We start from the raw sequence: 18,251 nt of genomic DNA, 5'->3' as shown, positions 1-18,251 counted from the left end.
TTAATGAGTATCAAATATTCTTACAATTTGCTCTTTATATCCGCCTAGTAAGGCCAGGTTGTAGTTGTTTTCTTGTTCAATAACAGATGTTTGAGTTTGTTGTTGCATGTTGAATTTGGTTAATAGCGATAAACCTGAGATTTGCAGGTTAGTGCTATTGTCATGATTAAGTTCGGTTGAACTTGAGTTATTCGATAGTGCCAAATTTAATTCTTTCGACTCAGTTTGTTCAACAATCACTGAGTTTTCCGGTAAATCTTGATCGATCCTATAAGCAAACTCAGTAAGGCTAGCTTCAGCTAAGGTAAATAACCAAGCTTGTTGAACCGCTGTGGAAGTGATTCTTAATATACGGCCTAATACTTGGCGATAATGCATTTCGGTTTTGATGCTACTTAGGTGACAACATACCTGCAGCCGTGGAATATCTGTCCCTTCTGAGATCATACCAACACTCACTATCCATTGAGTATCGTTCTGTCTAAAGGCTTCAATAGTGTGTGAAGGATGCTTCAACTTAGAAGTTACTAGACAGGCTGTTTGATTAAAATCAGCAACAAGAATTTGGTACAGCTGTTTGGCATGTTTGATTGACGAAGCAACAATCAGCCCGCCAGCTAAGGGATTTTCTTGCCGTATTTGTTCTAGTTTTTTAATACCTTGGCTCAGCATGTAATGCATCACCTGTTGATTATTAATTAATGCCTTATAGCTGAATCCAGACCCTTTTAATAACTCAGCAATAGATGAAAACGTTTCTGACTCTAGATCATCATCTAATCTTATTTTGTCATTATCAATGAGCGCGATATTGGGTTTACGACATACGTCATCGGCTACAGCTTGTTTTAGACCATAGACAAAATCACAATGTATGGTGTTATCGGGTTCAGTAAATCTGGAAAGTACTATAGGTGCAGCATCAGACCGCCATGGAGTGCCAGATAAAGCCAATGTATAGCAAGCTCGGTTTTGAATGTTGAGTAGTACCTCCTCACCCCAGGCGTTGGCATTACAGAGTTCAGTGCCTTTTAAGTGATGCACTTCATCCATAATGACAAAGACATTGTGACTATGAAGAAGTTGCCAAAATTCAGGCGTTAATGAGGACATGGACTGATAAGTATAAACACCTCCGATAGCTCCCATTAATCCATCGAAACGCTTGAGTAGTCGTCGTGAGAAGCTGGCTCTTATACTTTCGTTTACTTCGGAGGATGGTGAGAAACATAAAACAAAATCAACTTTCCCCATAGTAATTAATCTAGCCGCCAACTCGGCTGCCATTACAGTCTTGCCCGCTCCTGGAGTGGCCAAGCACATAAAGTGGTTTTGTGTTTGGTAGGATACTAGTGCCTTTTTAACGCAATCGTGCTGCCATTGTCTTAACTTCACGATATTAACTCTCTAGCGTGTTGATACAGGCTTCTACGGCTTTAATTTTACCAACCATTGATGAGCTTTGGTTGCGCGCATGCATATAGCGGGAATATAAGCTCGTTTTCGTTTCAGGGAATTCATTGAATAGCCGTTTGAACTCTTCTGCTTCACCAATATGGCCCAGCAGATCAATTTGGTATTGGTTAAGCGTAGTTTTAAGTTTTTGTAACTTAGGAGCGTTGTCGTTAACAATAGGCTCTTTTGAGACTTGTTTGCGTGGCATACTTGCATAGAGGCGGCTTTCATCAAACATGGGAGTTTTGATAAATAATACCTTTTTGCCATCAATTTTTTTTTGAATGAAGTTAGCGTTACATAGTTTGTTCAATGTTCTATGCACTAATTGGCTAGCATCTTTGTTTTTTGTGTCAGGTAGCTCTTCTACATACATTTTTTTTAGCTCAATTGCAGAAAATTGAGTCAGACTTTTACTTTTCAGTAACTTGATAAGTAATTTGTTTATTCGGATTGTTGACTGAGTCATGGTATTTGCCAATTACTAATGTTTTCAATATCTAATGAGCCAATCCGTGACGTTTCTATAATTAATTTCCTCTAACTATTTGTCCTCTGATCTGTTCAGGCCTAATCGAATTTGGTTAAAACTTGACAATGCAACCTAAAAGGCTAAGGATTCCTTAGTATACCTTAAGTGAAAAAACTAAGACAATCTAAGTTATCTAGGATCAGACAATAATGAACTCGTGTCAGAAAAGCAGATCAATCCACTGCCGCTTAGGCTTAAGCAGGCAAGAACAGCGCTGGGCATCAGCCAAAAGCAACTGGGCATTCAGTTAGGAATGGAACCTGGTACGGCGAGCGCACGCATGAATCATTACGAGAAAGGTAAGCATACACCTGATTATGCGACGCTAAAAGCGATGGCCGATGAGTTAGGTGTGCCTGTTGCTTACTTTTTTTGTGAGTCAGAAAGCACAGCTGAATTGCTGTGCTTGCTTGAAAAGATGACAGAAGAAGAGAAGGCTGATTTAGTTAAAAAGGTAACAAATACTGTTCTGTAATAACCATTCCACCAGAGCTTATGAACATAATATCAGTGTGACTAGTTTATATTGTGGAAGTCTATACATTGCCCCGATCTCGGTTACTTTTAGTGCTAACGCCTCTTCAATAGTTGATTGCATAGCAAGGATATCTTCTTTAGGGGCATGCGAATCAACAAACACCTCTTTTGACTTAGGCATATTCGCATTTAAATCGTTGAGGAGCCTGAGAAGTTGCTCACTATCTAGAATCTCGATATCACTTCCGACTAACTGAGCACCAATCATCAGGGATGAGATATTGCCGCTTGAGCCAGTCAGTTGATCTCTTATTTGATATACAAATAGAGGCGAAGTTAAGTGCGTTGAAGCTGCAACTATGGCCTCAAAGTTTTCAGCCTGGTTTAAAGCGTTCTCTACGATGGGATGTCCTACGCCCAAAATATCCACGGCCTCTCTTTTATCGGAGCGGTCAAAAAGTAGTTTGTCATATTTTCGCTTAACCCCGTAAGACGTTATCCAGTTTTTTGGGGTTTTAAAGCTTATAAGTCCTTCATCATTAACTTCCATTCGATGGTGATTAAGCTTTAGCATACTTTCAAAAAACTGCGATAAGTCATTTAAGTCTAACCTTGGAACTTCGGCTAAGTTGTCGTATTCAAACTTATCAGCGTGCCCAACAAGGCTTTTTACAGTTTTGATGGCCGATTGTCCCCCAAATGTTCCCGCTTTAGAATCAAACCACTTACTAAGTTTTTCGCTATTCTTTCCAACGCCACCTGAAAACAGTTCGTTAAATACTCTTGCGTCAGTCATTCCTAGAATCAACTGCATCAAATCTTCAGGCTCATCCATTGCTGAACCCAGGGCGCGCATTACATTTTCGATTTTATCGTTTAATAAATTCCAAATTCTCGACTCAACAGTGTCAGGGTTCCTTAAGGTGATGACCTCTACTTGTTCGGTTTGACCATAGCGATTTAATCGTCCAACACGCTGATGCAATCGCATCGGGTTCCAGGGAAGATCCACATGGATCATAGAGTGGCATTTATCTTGGAGATCAATTCCTTCGCCGCCAGCTTCAGTACAAATTATGAATCTGACTTTTCCCTGATTAAATTGTTTTGCGGCATCATATCTGTTCATGTTCAAAGAGAACACATTGCCATTCTTATCTACGACTCCATCTAGGCGGCCATCACCATTGATGAAGCTGACAGTATTGTGACCAAAGTTTTCATGTAGTTTGTTGAGAAGAAGAGCCTGGGTTGATTTATACTCTGTAAAAAAGACAACTGTTCTGTCTTTGAATTCATTTTCCAAGACATCAATTATGGATTCTATTTTTGTTTCAGAAGTAACGTCGTTTGCTAACTCTAAAAGTTCTTTTAGCCTAGGAAGCTCATCTTCCATGAGTAATACTTTTATCTGGGTTTCTGCGAACTCGGCCTCCAAAGCGACATATCTATCATCTAACTCTGGATTACTCGTATCTTTCTCATAATCAGTTAAAGTTTTACTTCTGGAGGAGAGCTCTTTCTCTAGTTCAACGAGACGTTTTTTACTTAGGGCTAACCTACCTATTCGGCCCTTAATTGCTGCTTTAATTGCTGCAACAGAGCTAGCTGCCAACTTTTGCATGGCAATCAAAACCAGCTGAACAGTTCGTTGTTGGCTTTGGTTTAAGGAAGAAGCATATGCTTGCCCAGACATGATAAAAGCGGTGACTTGATCATAGAATCGTTGCTCTTCTGGTGTAAATGAGTAGGTTTTAGCGGTAACTTTCACTTCCTTAAACAGCTTCTTTCCATTCATGTCGGTAACTAGCTGTTTATTATTTCTGATAACTAACTGGTTAAGATGTTGACGCTGTAGATTTAAATCTGCACGAGGATCAAATAGTTCAGGTCTTAATAATTTCATTAGTGCGAAAAAGCCAAAATCCTTTCCTCTGTGAGGGGTCGCGGTAAAAAATAATTTGGATTTAAACTTATCGTTTTCAATTAGCTTTTCGACAAACCTATACCCTTGTGTGGCACCCTCTTGTTCCTGGTTATTCAAATGATGTGCTTCATCTATTATCAAAAGATCCCAGTCTTCAGCTTCCAGCATTCTTTCGTGGCGGTCGTGCAGATCTTTTCTCAAGGTAGGTAGTGAGGCGACAACTTTATGGTGGGTGTTCCAGTAATCGGTTGTTTTGGTATCTGTCGAAGGGGTATATAAAGTTAAACGAATATCAAACATCTCCCTGAGGCGCTGTTGCCATTGCTCGACTAGTGATGCGGGAGTAAGTACTAATAGCCGTCGAACCCGTTTTTTTGCAATTAGCGGCCATAGAATAAGCCCAGCTTCGATAGTTTTACCAAGTCCTACATCATCAGCTATTAACTTATTTACTGGCCACTCACTCAGTGTTTTATGGCAAACCCATAACTGGTGGGGTAGTAAAGAGATTCTAGACTTTGAAAATACCCCCCAACTATCATTAATTGAGCGAATCGTGAGCGCCTGACTTTTTGCAATAACTTCCCTTAAGTTATCAAGATTGGCTGACTCAAGAGACTGCTGGATATCTTTTAAAGGCTTAAGCTCAGCCACCAGGCAATCTTCTATGCCATGTTCAAATCGAACTAAGGCACTTACCCCTTTATCAAATTCTACCGTACCAGCACCAAACTTTTCGTGGGTAACTAAACAACCTGTTTCCAATGTCATCACTTCGATTCCTCGGTTACTCACTATAGCCAATACCTAATAATTTTTCTCGAAGGTCTCGATATTTATCGCTCATTAGAATTCTAAAGGGAATATCAAAACAGTCAGAAAATGTCACGAAATCTTCGCCTATGTGCTCTTCAATAAAATCGTAAATTTCAGCAGATTGATATGGTGACCAAGTGTTGTCATCTAAATTACAGCCAAGCTTGGCAAAGAACTCTCTCACTTTTAGTGATGGCACATAACTGAAGCGTTTTAGGTTTTCGACATCAAATACCTTATTTCTAATCAGTTCTCGGAATACAAAATTGGTTCCGATTCCCAGTGTTGCTTTAAGCTCTGGAACAGCCATCCCGCTTCCATCAAGTTTAGAGCTTGACCCCGGCCTTAAGAAGTCATCTAAATTTTCTAAGAATTGTTCTGAACTGTAGAGTAGCTCTACATAGTCTTCTAAATCCCTTGAAAGGCGGTAAATGGGGAGTAATTGTAGCCAATTTCTATACTCTTCATCGTTAATAGAGTCATCCAAATACTGATCAATAACTTCAAACCAAGCTTGTGCATTAGTTTTTTCAGTATTAATAAAGACATCCCACCAACCCTTTCTTTCAAACAAGGCTATAGCGCCTTTATGCTGTCTCTCTCTGGTTCTGCCTATTGTTTGACAAGAGCCTAAGTAAAGTAGCTTTAGCCAAGCTTTGGCAGTATTAGGGTCGTTGAGATCATCTTTCAATATTAAATCCCAGGTAAATATCCCCTCAGGATACATTTCCCGTTCGTATTGCGGTAATAGCTCACCTTTATTATCTTCCCACCAATCAAAGACATTCATCAAGGCTTCTTCAGCTGAAAATGTAGCCTTACCTTCAACTTTTAGCTGCTCATTTACACGGTTATACCTTTCAAGATCGGTTACCATTCGAACATTTATAAACAAATCTATCTGTTTTTTATCCCAGCCCCAACTTTTTAGTTGATGTATATCGATACCTAAAAGCCAGCGTGGTGATGACGATAGCTTAATTTTTTCAGCAAGAGCTTCACCATAGCTTCCTTCTACTAGATACCGACACACTGATTGCTGCTTGTCCGCATTAGCTGCAATATCTCCTCGGCAGACCCAATGAAATAGTTTTTGTATGTCATACGGAGTTACGTCTCTCCGGCATAATTCTAACAGTTCAGTTGAGCTCTTATATTGGAGGGAAGCTATGTATTCGCTCGGAGCAAACTCGATAATCATAGCCTCATCCGCATTAGGCTTATTAGGCTGATTAATCAATGTCTCATTAATTGAGCGGTGAGATCCATTTTCAGCTAGTACGCTTAAATTGTTGAGCTGGCCTCTGAATTCATCTACTTGCTCTTGTGTTGCTTTGCTTTTCTTTAATTTTGAATCAAAATTAGAGTCGAATACGTGACGAAGGGTTTCCGCATCTACAGGGGATAAAAAGTTATTGTCCAGCGTTTTCTCAATGAGGGTCCCAAGCTCTAGGGTAGATATTTCCTTGCCAAGGGCCAACAGAGATTTACCATTATCAAATCCAACAATTTGCTGGGCCTCTAGTAGAACAACCATTACAGGCAGTTTTGCTACATACTTGAGCATACTATCGAGTAGCTCTCCTGTACGATAAGAAACAGAGGCTAAACAAACTAATTTAGTCTTACTTCCCTTCAAACCAATAGGGAACGCCTGGTAAGAATCATAGAAAGATAAGATTCCACCTTTAGTAGTGAAGAGACTGTTTGTGTAATTTGCGTAATTATCAATATCCTCTTCACCAGGTTGTCTAGCCTTAGATACGCTCCCAAAATGTAACGCATTCCAAACGCTCTCCCAGAAAGCTGTAACCTCTAAGTCTTCTTGGAGCCCCCACTCGACCTTGAGTGCTTCCCAATCTGAATTGCATTGAAAATAGAGTTTCGATAGAAACTTATTTAACTCTTTACCAAGATGCTCAAACAAACTTCCATTTATTTGAGACGATATTGCTAATTGATTACGCCCAATATCAACTTCAAACGCTGCATTAATAGCAAAACCAAGGTTAAAATCACCCATCAGTGGGGATAGGTTCCAGAGCTTAGGTAGGTTTGGATTGAGAGGCTTTAACCCCTTATCTCCGAGGCCAAAAACAAAACAACCTGATTCAGTGCTCACGACAACAACCCTAACTTCAGAGTTTCTTTTCTTAGTGGGTATACGAGTCACACCTAAAGTAACACCGTCAATTAGCCTGCTATGTATTGGTTTCCATTGAAAAATATCCTCATCAAGTTCTATTGTACGAATGCGCTTGGAAAATATTGTCAGTAAACCCGCTTGTTTTTTAAAACGACTTAACACTTCATTAGAGCCGATGCCCTCTCTAAGCGTTAGTGAAATTACTGTTGGGCGAAGACCAGATTGTAGCTTTTCATCTTTGGCCAGCTGGAATAAGTACTCGTGATCATTGCTGAGTGATGGTAGAAGACCGCCTTCTATTTGAACGGCCAATCGTCCCGACACAATGTGTGGCGTATCCGTCACGAGCAGGCAACTCTTAAACCCTAAGCCAAACTTACCAGTAGTGGTAGCACCTTTGTCAGACTGGTTTCTTACAATCATTTTCTGTAAGTCAGTCTTAAAGCCAAACTCGCTACCATCAATATTACTGCTAGATGTGCGGTACTGGTTGACCTCTCGTCCCCAGTTGAAAAAAGTTATCTTATCTTTGGTTGCTTTGACCCTAAATATACCTCGGTGATCGGAATCTACATCATCAATACCAAGTTTACGCAACTCGACAACTGCATCATCAGCATTTTGAAACAACTCAAATGGGACACTATGAGCATGGTACTGTGCTTGCTCAATTTTTTGCTTTACCGCATCCAACACCTGACTCTTTACGTTATTTGTCTCTACCTGATTACAGATCTTCTCCAGAATAGATCTTCTTTCATCACCGCCTACATTTTGGTTGCTCTCTGCTGCGGACGTAACTAATTGATCATACTCTTTCAGTAGCTTGGACATTTCAATGTCTTTCAGCTGAAGCTCTTTCAACTGATGGACAATTCCATCCATCACTGTCAGTTTTGCTGCTCTGATATCGAGTTGCTCCGCACCAGAAAATTCATCCCAGATATGGTCCAACGTTAAATTTTGTCGATATACTTTAGCTAGAAATAATTCTGCACTATTTTTTAAAACTGTAAGTAACTGAGTTTCATCCATTTCAGCAACAGCTATCTTACGAACCTCTATAGAGATTGGTTCGGAATAAAATAGACGCGTTGTGTCCCATACAAAAATGGATTCATTATCTGTCTCAAGTTTCACCTTGATTTGCTGATTTAAAATTGATGTAACCGTTGTCGTTTTGCCGATGACTGGCTTAACATCAAATTTTACTAACGACACGAATTTTTCTAATGTTTCAGGAACTCGAGCAAGCAGTGTTTCCTGTTCATGTACCCAGTTTTTCCCAATTTCTTTGATAAAGTTACTGTAAGTGCGCTGACCTAAGTAATCTTCACAGATCTTCTTTATTCCTGGTGTCCCTGACATTAAAGCAAGAACAGCAGCCAAAGCAGTTTTATTGGTGATATGTGGTTCCCAATCAGCGAAGTAATCTTCAACCACAGTCGTTGACGCAGCCATTAAATTTGGGTCTAGATCTGAATATTGAATACTGTCCAGCTCCGTAGGAACAACCAACTCAGATACATTACTATTTGGAAGCGCATGTTTTATTGCTTCATAATCATCATCATGAAGAAGGGCTGAGTTTGCAACACCAGCGACTCCATGACATAGCTGTTGACTAGAGGCAAATTCGTCGCTTTGCGTACGCAACGTTAATTGCTCAAGATGCTTGTTTTGTGAGCTAGTGTTCGAAATCATACTCAGAAGTGTATGCCTAAGTTTTGAAATGACGCTTGCGCTTGAAGCTTCTTTTACTAAACGTTCATGTAAACCAATAAGCTGACTAGAGTTAACAATGTCGTGCTGTAAACCTACTATGCAATCTAAATTTAAACTCGCCTCATCAGTAAGTGAAAAACACTCAATAATAAGCTCCCACCCATAAAGCTCAGCATTTTCAAAAAGGGTTTTGTATTGGAGAGCCTGTTTTAAGACATCGTTGGTAACGTTTCCCCGTCCAATGAAAAAGTCAGGCAATTTGGCCGCTGATTCTATAGCCAGATAAGCAATATCACTCAGATTAGAAATGAATAGATCTTTGATAAGATCAAAACGAGAATCTTTAAAAAGATCAAGATACGCAGCAAAATAGAGGCTATTGCTAATTTGGCTTAACCTATGGGTGACACGCCATGTGTCTTTATCAGCGAGTAGTACCATATTTGGAGAAACCGAAAACTTACCAGCGACTAACCAAGGTACTGTTCTAAGCTTTTCAGCTATTGGCTTTAGTGAGTTCAATGTATCAAGTTTTTCAAGAATGAAGTTCTGGTGCTGCGATGGAGTATCTTGAGATAGTGCTAACTCTATTGCTTTGCAGGCATCCAACTGCTGAACATTTTCCTTTTGCTGAGTTTGAACAGCTTTTGATATTGCAGGACGAATCCAAACAACTTCATTTTCTAACTCTTCTGGCAGCTCAATGCTAGTCTCTAAAAAACAATGGGATATTATGGGATGAAATTCACCTGTTCGTGTTCTATGTAGCGGCAGTGCTCTCCAAGTATCGCTATTTTCAATTCGTTGGAGGACTTCTTCAGCTTCATTCTGAGTATTAATTACCTCAGAAAAGTCAATGTACTGTATATCATCACCTAAATTATCAACTACGGTCGTTGCATTAACTTCCTCAAGGTTAACTACTTTCTTTTCTTGAGGATTCAACTTAAGAACATTGGACAATTCATGTGGGATAATTGTCCAGCGTTGCTCGTTACTCAGCGAAGCTTTATGAATCCTTGACCATACCGCATCGTCTCCACCAACAGACCAAAGAGTCGTTGAAGTATTGGTATCTTCTTGACGGCCATGAATCAAATAACGAATAGATAAACGTTGCTCAGAGCTTAGGTGGTCTGTGATCTCTAACTTAGATATTAAATTGGCTCTTGCTTTGGGGGATTTTAGTAATGGCCTAGTTGACAGTAAATCAAGAACTGGTCGAATTTCACAAGGTTGAACTTTCCCGCCAAATAATTGTTGATTTACTTTGTCACTAATAAATACCAGCGTGGAATCAGATAAAGCCTCTCGCAGATGGCCTCCATGAATAAATGACCCTGAATTCAAGCTAGCTCGACAAAATAAGCGCTTTCTCTGTAATAGACGTTTCAGGTTATGTATCGACTCACGATAAGGTGTATTGTTTCCGGCCTCGTAAGCTCCAAATAGCTTCAAGCTATCATGACGCTGAAATAACCTATCTTTTTCACTTCCATTGAAGGATGCAAGAATCGATTCTGTTGCTTTAGATAGTTGCCTATCATTCAACTCTTGCTTACCCAATTGAGCAAGTAATCTATCAGCATCATCAAAGTCGAGAGCCTTAGTGCTATCACCAGTATCAAGGAAAGCAGGGATAAATAACTTACTTGTATCAACCGATGAATACATATTCCATAGAGGTTGCTCACTTTTCTCGACCTTAACAGCCCAACGATAAATAGGACGAATAAGGCTAACAAACTCGCGTATTGCACTTTGATTCTTGGATAGTTCTACCAATGGTGTTTTTTTGAAAGCTGATTGAGTTATTCTGATAAGTGCCACTTGGCAGCGTTCGGAGTAAACAGGGACACTCCGCAAGAATGTGTTTAAATAGCTCAGTAATTTCTGAGATTCAAAAACATCAGTTTCCACTGAATTAAAAAGATCAACTAACTCATCATCCTGCCAATTAGCATCTTTTAGTGAGATAATGTTTGACTTGCTGTCATCAATAAACACAAACTCATCTCGGATAGAAAATAAGCTAGGGAATGTGTTCCAAATTCTTTCATACTCATCCGACTTTGGTTTAGGTAGCTTTCTGATTGGTAGCGAAGAACAAACCAAGTTCCAGCGTCTAGACTCTTTAGAAACTTGATAAACCCACTGATGTGCAGAAGTAACATGATAATGACAAGATATACCTATACTATCTTTCAAGAACTCACGAATTCCTCGTGACAACTCTTCGACCTGCAGTTGCGTCAATTTTGGCGATGCCAAACTTACTGAAGAAAGAAGCCTAGGAAGCGTCCCCTCATTGGCAACCAAACGATTCCATTCCTGGGTTGCCGAATCTTCTGAATCAACAATCAAAGGCTTTTGATCACCTATCGATTTACGTCCGTGTATGCCGACTCTACCAGCGTCAATAAAAAAGTAACCATGTAACAATATATCGAAACTCATCCCACCATCGATATCAATCTCAAACACTTGCTTTTCTTCTGCTGTATCTTGCTCTCCCAGGGGGAGGAAAACCGCCCACCCAACAGTAAATTTAGCTTTTTGTTCGGTGGGTTTTGTCAATAATATCGCAGCAGAGTGTGGCTGAGTTTTATCGGGGTTTACTACTTCTTCTCCGGCGTCATTCCTCCCTCGAGTAATAGGCCAGAACTCATTTTGTTTTAAGTCACTCAATGCACTTGACTGAAGAACGGCCTCTGTACCTACGTAGCTAACTTTAGAACGAAAACCTTCTTCGAGGGTATTGAGATTTATTGAGCCTTGCCACTGAATTTCTCCTTCCAAGTTTGGAAATTGTATACGTTCAGATGAAGGTTCGATTTCAATAGTGAAATGTGTTGTTAGAGTTTTACTTGAGGGGGAAAAAGTAGCCCCTTTAATTGAACGTAAACACTTTAACATTGGCAGTAGCTTGCCTAGTTGACTAGCTAAATTAGGAGCGAGTAAAAAATCAGGTACTTCCATTCCATAATCTTCACTACTCCGAATGAAGTTGGTCGCACTCTCACCACGCTGTTGCGAAATGGATGTTGAGCGTAAAGGAATCCAAACGATGAACTTATACGCGTCACTTTCAAAATTATCAGTGATCGCGCTTAGCTCTTCTTGAATTCTTTTTTTATCTTGGTTTGAAAAGCTCTTCCACTGAGGTCTCTCAAAATCCCATGGGTTCAAAATATCAGCTTTTGGATAAGGACCACTATATTCCTCCCAATCACTACCAATAAAAAAGTAAAGCTCACCAAAGTGAAATAAACTCTTCATACCTAAGCCAAATTTGCCTACAGCGTTGGCATCACTCGCTTTTGAACCTAAGCCAAGAGTCCGAATCCCTTTTACATCAGCCTCTGTTAATTCAGCATCATTTACGATAAATATGGCAGGGTCTTTAAGAAGGGGGTGTGAGGCTGAATTAATACCGGGATGCCAGCCAATAACCAGGTTATTAGCTTTAGCATCATCTGCATTTTGAACCATCTCTTTTAATATGGGGAACCCGCTCTTATAACGATCTCTCAGGTTATTCGCAATTAACTCAATATCACTAAGTGGATCGTGTAAAAGAGACATGTTACCTCTGTTTATTAAAATTTAATTATTAAAAGATATTCAAAGATTGCTGTCTTTCTATCTCTAAGCACTCTGGCTTTCTTCAATGACTGCATTGGCATTTACTGTTCGTATCGCACTGAATAGGTCTACCATTGTCCTTTCATCAAAAACCATTAGCGCCCACTTAGTAATCTCCGTACAAATACTTCTGAAACCCGATAAATGTGTCTCGTATTGCTGCTGGAGAGCCAAACTCTGCGGCTGCGTCACTTATGGTGTTGTATTTAAGTTCGACTAAACTGCGCATTTTTTTGGCTGCTAGTTCTTGTACACCGTCTTCAATGTATTTATCTAATATGAATTCGATAAACTCAATTTGTTTGCTGGTGAATTCACTTGATATTCCAGGCTTGGCCGTTGCAACACGTTCTTTACGCGTATGGGTTTCTCTGGCGTAGGCTACAAAGGCTAGTAGGTCGTATACGTCGCTGTCTTTGGCGTCGATGATGTCTTTCATGCTATCAAGTTTTTCATCGTCGTAACCTGCTTCGTGTAAGTCAGCTAATAGCTTTTCACGGGTGCTGGGGTTGCTCCATATTTCGCGTAGCTCATCTTCGTTACCAAAAAAGCGTGGTAGCTCTCCAAATAACTGCTCGACAAACTGGTGAGCGGTGAGCATGTCACCATCAGGCCCCATAAACAGTACGCTTTTCATGTGTTGAATTTGGCGTACTTTCCCGTCTTTTAGGGTGATGAATATCTTTTCTGGTCTGTCAGGTTTATCTTCGCCACCTTCATCACAGGTACATGGTTCGTTACCACAATTATTGCAAGGCTCATCAAGGCACTGACAAGGAGACTGATTGCAATCGATACACGGCTCGTCTTGGGTATCATCAACACAGTTACATGGGTTAAATTCACAGACTTCACATACACAAGTACATGGTTTGGCATTACAAATATCACAAGGCTCTTGATCAGGCTTGTCTTCAGGAGGAAGTGGCTCGCCATCCCATTCAGGATCAGAAAAGTTATGATGCGCTTTTACAAAGTCATACACGGTGAAGAATGATTTACCGTCGTACATACGCGTACCACGGCCAATGATCTGCTTAAACTCAATCATGTTTTTACATTCACGCATTAGTACAATGTTTCGCACATTACGGGCATCTACCCCTGTCGATAACTTACGTGAAGTGGTTAATATAGTAGGTATGGTTTTTTCATTGTCACAGAATGTGCGTAGGTCATTCTCACCCGCAGCGCCATCGTTTGCAGTAATACGCACACAATAACTTGGATTAGTCGTCCAACCTTTTTTAACCGCGTATTGATTAATGTAATCTCGCACCATGCCTGCGTGCTCTTGTGTGGCACAAAATACAATGGTTTTTTCCTGCGGATTGATATGGTCCATCCAATACTGCACACGTTTCTGTTCGCGTTGAGGCATGGTGACGATGCGATTAAAGTCACCTTCTTTATATACTCTGCCTGCTTCAGGTTCGCCTTTAAAGGTTACCGCATCGCCAGGGGTATACACGTATTCATCCATGGTGCCGACAATCGGATACACTTTAAATGGTGTTAAGAACCCGTCGCTAATACCTTCTTTTAAGGTATAGCTGTAAACGGGATCGCCAAAGTATTTGTAACTATCAGCATTGTCGGTACGCTTTGGCGTAGCGGTTAAACCTAGTTGTACGGCAGGGGCAAAGTAGTCAAGAATATCGCGCCATGAGCTCTCATCATTTGCGCCGCCACGGTGACATTCGTCAATAATAATAAAATCGAAGAAGTCTTCAGGGTATTGCCTGAAATTACAGTTGCTGGTATCAGTTATCACTGCTTGTTCATAATCTTCATTTTCTAACTCTTCTGCGCTGTTTAGCTTGGCACTGTTCTGAGCAGAATCTGTCATCAAAGTTTGAAAAATCGCCATAAAAATACTGGCGTTTTTAGGTACACCGTTGGCTTTTTTGATTTCTTTTGGGGTAATGCGCACTACGGCATCTTCGCCAAATGCACCAAAGTCGTTAAAGGCTTGTTTGGTTAATACATTACGGTCGGCTAAAAATAAAATACGTGGACGTTTTTTAGCATTACTTGGATTCTTAGCCGCTTGCAAACTCCAACGGCTATTGAACAACTTCCATGACAATTGAAAAGCAATGCAGGTTTTGCCTGTACCTGTTGCAAGGGTGAGTAAAATACGGTCTTTGCCTTTGGCTATTGCTTCTAACGCTTGATTAATGGCGTTTTCTTGGTAGTAACGAGGTTGCCAATCGCCTTTGCATTCAAAGGGGATTTTTGCAAAGTTTTCACGCCAAGTGCTGGTGAATTCAGGCTCAGCTTTTCCATTCCCGTCTATAGAAGAACTGCCATTAAATGCAATCGCCCACATCTCTTCAGGGCTTAAGTAGCGCTCTACTAACTGCTCGTCGCCCGTCAGCATATCTATTTGGTAAATGTCATGACCGTTTGTGGCATAAGCGAAACGGCACTGCAAGCGTGTAGCATAGTCTTTGGCTTGGCGCACACCTTCGGTGTAACTTAGATCTTCACGCTTGGCTTCAACCGTTGCGAGCTTACGACCTTGAAACTCTAAAACGTAATCAGCACTCAGTTTTGAGCCACGTTTACCGCCGCCTAAAATCCGCCCCGCAGTGATACTGACTTCACGGCGAATAATGCTGTTGTCACTGTTTTTGGAGGAATGAGTACCCCAGCCATCTAACGCCAGTTTAGGTGAGATTAACTCGGCACGGGTTTCAGATTCGTTTCTACTCATAACACTACCTTGTGATTACGTTTTAGAGGGTGATTTAATCGTGCGTTAATTTACCGCTAAAGGCTTTTTGTAAAATTGATTTTTTTAGTTCGTCTATTGAGTTTAATTTCTGCTGATAAATTAACTCAAGTTCAATGACTCGCTCTTTCGCTTCAAATAATTTTTGGGCAATAGCTTCTTGGGCTGCTAAATCTGTTAACAACGGAACTGATATTACCTGCATTTTTTTGGGAGATGTATGCCTTACCTTTAAGCCTGAAGCTGTTTCTTGTACTTTAGCTCTGAAATGTTTTGTATTAAATAGATGGAATAAAAACGCCAAATTGACTTTATTTTCATATTCAGGAGTCAGCTCAACTAACCCTAAACGCTGGTTATGGAGAAAAGTATCATTTTCAGGCACTAAAGCTGAAGAACCTAGTAAACCAACTGCTTGTTCTGTCATAGCAACAAGAAGATCTCCTTTTGATAGTAAATATTCTTCTGGAAACTCACCTTTATAGTACTTTGTTTTCTCCTCCCGATCCCTATAACCACCGTCTTCGAAAAAACTACCAGGTGTCAATAATACTAAGTTGGATTTATCTACAAAAAATTCAGATTTAAATGCAAAGCCATGCTTAAAGTTACAGATATTACCAAGAGGCACATCAACCCATCCTTCACCTTTTTGGCTGAAGACTTGTTGCAGATAGCTGTCGAATAGCTCGCGGGCATTTTTTAGGTTTTGTTCGGTTTTAGCGCGGGTTTGTTCTAAATCGGCAAACACGGTATCGAGCAATGCCACAATGCGTTTTTGTTCTGGGATTGAAGGGAGTGGAACCTCAGTATTTTTAATCTTCAACTGAGAAATATTAGGCTGAGCATTTCCAACCGCTTGTGCAATTAGTAAGTCTTTATGATTTAAGAAAAAGTAATATAGGTACTCAGGTAAAACCTTTTCGTTCGGAAGAATGCCACATACCGCTTGGTTAGTCGAAGCTTCGCAACGTAGAATACCAACTTCACCTGCGGTTGCACCATACATAGCAATCAAAACAGTATTAACAGGGAACAACTTGGCAGATGAACCATCTAAACCTTCTTGTGTGATAAATTTTTTTGTTTCTGTAATATCACGATTTCCCACCTCACCACTAAGTAACCAAGGAATTTTTCCTCCTTCGTAAAAACTACGATTACTTTTTAACGGTGTTCCACCTGCACCTGTTTTACAAAAATCGCCGACCTTCATTACAACAACTCCTGAATCTTAGCTAAAATCGCTTCAGATTCTTTATCAAGCGCAATAATGTCATCAATAATGACTTTAGGTTCACGCAGTGGTGCCGCTTCTTCAACATTCGGATTTTTAACCGATAAGTCATAAGTAGCTTGGTCAATATCGCTAATAGGCAATGACCAAGATTTTTCTGTTTCACCTTTTTCAGCATTAGAGACAGCTACTTTTTGTAGCTCAACAAACTCAGCTAAATCTTTATCATTTAGTGGATTAGTTTTACCCATATTACGGCCAACGTTTAGCTCGTAAAACCATGTATTTAAGGTCGGTTCGCCTTTGGTGAAGAACAGCACCACGGTTTTAACTCCAGCGCCTAAGAACGTACCGCCGGGGCAATCTAGTACAGTATGTAAATTACAGTTTTCGAGTAGCTCTTTACGTAGGGCAATAGCGGCATTGTCGGTATTACTTAAAAATGTATTTTTAATCACAACCGCAGCACGACCGCCGGGTTTAAGCATTTTTATAAAGTGCTGTAAAAACAAAAAGGCGGTTTCACCGGTTTGAATAGGGAAGTTCTCTTGTACCTCTTTACGCTCTTTACCGCCAAAAGGTGGGTTAGCCAGTATAATGCTGTGTTGGTTACTTGGCTGAATGTCTTGTAGGTTTTCACTTAAGGTATTGGTGTGCAATACGTTAGGTGCTTCTATGCCGTGCAATATCATGTTCATGATGGCAATAACGTAAGCCAGTGACTTTTTCTCTTTGGCGTAAAACGTATCGTTTTGCAGCGTTGCTAAATCCGTTGTACTCAACCTAGTTTTATCGCGACCACCTTGGCGTAGGTAATCAAAGGCTTCACATAAAAAGCCTGCAGAACCTGCAGCGCCGTCGTAAATGGTTTCGCCTATTTTGGGTTGCACAACGTCGATCATCGCACGGATTAACGGACGTGGCGTATAGTATTCGCCACCGTTACGACCTGCGTTACCCATGTTTTTAATTTTGGCTTCATATAAATGGCTTAGCTCGTGTTTTTCTTGCTGCGAGCGAAAGCGTAACGAGTCAATCTTCTCAAGTGCGTCACGCAGTGAATAACCACTTTGAATTTTGTTTTTTATCTCGCTAAAAATCTCACCAATTTTATATTCAATTGTATTGGCGTTATCAGCACGTTGCTTAAAGCCTTTTAGATACGGGAACAGTTGACCGTCGACAAAATCCATTAGGTCATCACCCGTTAAGGCGTTGTTATGGTCAAACTTGCCTTCTGCGTTTTTAGGTGCAGCCCAATTACTCCAACGATACTCTTCATCGATGATGTAATCGTATGTTTCCATCATCATTTCAGCTTCTTGCGACTTGGTATATTCAAGATCATCGAGATATTTTAAAAACAGCATCCATGATGATTGCTCGGTGTAATCGAGCTCGGAAGAACAGCCGGCGTCTTTGTGAAAGATGTCGTCGACGTTTTTGAATACTTGTTCAAACATTATTTTTCCTAGTGAGCATTTGCTCTATTTCTAAATAGTTTTCTTTAGCCATGCTTTTATTACTGAATACGGCATGGCTATAAATCATTTT

General features: G+C 40.3%; 8 protein-coding genes. 1 reads left to right on the top strand and 7 read right to left on the bottom strand.

Annotation, left to right across the window (positions count from 1 at the left end; all coding sequences use genetic code 11):
* A complete protein-coding gene (locus L2730_RS22035; protein WP_248973321.1) occupies positions 1 to 1,395 on the bottom strand; it encodes a DEAD/DEAH box helicase in 1,395 nt (464 codons plus the stop codon).
* Between the two features lie 4 nt (positions 1,396 to 1,399).
* Positions 1,400 to 1,924 (bottom strand): hypothetical protein, encoded by a 525-nt coding sequence (locus tag L2730_RS03455; RefSeq protein ID WP_248973320.1) that lies wholly within the window; start codon positions 1,922 to 1,924, stop codon positions 1,400 to 1,402.
* Positions 1,925 to 2,144: 220 nt separating this feature from the next.
* Between L2730_RS03455 and L2730_RS03450 the strand changes: the two genes are divergently transcribed.
* Positions 2,145 to 2,462 (top strand): helix-turn-helix domain-containing protein, encoded by a 318-nt coding sequence (locus L2730_RS03450; RefSeq protein WP_248973319.1) that lies wholly within the window; start codon positions 2,145 to 2,147, stop codon positions 2,460 to 2,462.
* Positions 2,463 to 2,480: 18 nt separating this feature from the next.
* Here the strand turns inward: L2730_RS03450 and L2730_RS03445 are convergent, their stop codons facing one another.
* The 5 genes from L2730_RS03445 to L2730_RS03425 all read right to left on the bottom strand — a co-directional run bounded on the left by L2730_RS03445 (position 2,481) and on the right by L2730_RS03425 (position 18,160).
* Positions 2,481 to 5,162 (bottom strand): DEAD/DEAH box helicase, encoded by a 2,682-nt coding sequence (locus L2730_RS03445; RefSeq protein WP_248973318.1) that lies wholly within the window; start codon positions 5,160 to 5,162, stop codon positions 2,481 to 2,483.
* Positions 5,163 to 5,178: 16 nt separating this feature from the next.
* Positions 5,179 to 12,663 (bottom strand): sacsin N-terminal ATP-binding-like domain-containing protein, encoded by a 7,485-nt coding sequence (locus tag L2730_RS03440; RefSeq protein ID WP_248973317.1) that lies wholly within the window; start codon positions 12,661 to 12,663, stop codon positions 5,179 to 5,181.
* 166 nt (positions 12,664 to 12,829) lie between these two features.
* Positions 12,830 to 15,442 carry an EcoAI/FtnUII family type I restriction enzme subunit R gene (gene hsdR / locus L2730_RS03435; RefSeq protein ID WP_248973316.1) on the bottom strand — a complete coding sequence of 871 codons (2,613 nt, stop codon included), beginning with the start codon at positions 15,440 to 15,442 and terminating at the stop codon, positions 12,830 to 12,832.
* 34 nt (positions 15,443 to 15,476) lie between these two features.
* Positions 15,477 to 16,676 carry a restriction endonuclease subunit S gene (locus L2730_RS03430; protein ID WP_248973315.1) on the bottom strand — a complete coding sequence of 400 codons (1,200 nt, stop codon included), beginning with the start codon at positions 16,674 to 16,676 and terminating at the stop codon, positions 15,477 to 15,479.
* A complete protein-coding gene (locus L2730_RS03425) occupies positions 16,676 to 18,160 on the bottom strand; it encodes a type I restriction-modification system subunit M (RefSeq protein WP_248973314.1) in 1,485 nt (494 codons plus the stop codon). Before L2730_RS03425 ends, L2730_RS03430 begins: the two co-directional genes overlap by 1 nt.
* Positions 18,161 to 18,251 lie beyond the last annotated feature (91 nt).

The organism is Shewanella kaireitica, assembly GCF_023284045.1.
Classification (GTDB): domain Bacteria; phylum Pseudomonadota; class Gammaproteobacteria; order Enterobacterales; family Shewanellaceae; genus Shewanella; species Shewanella kaireitica.
This window is presented reverse-complemented; position numbering and strand designations above follow the sequence as displayed.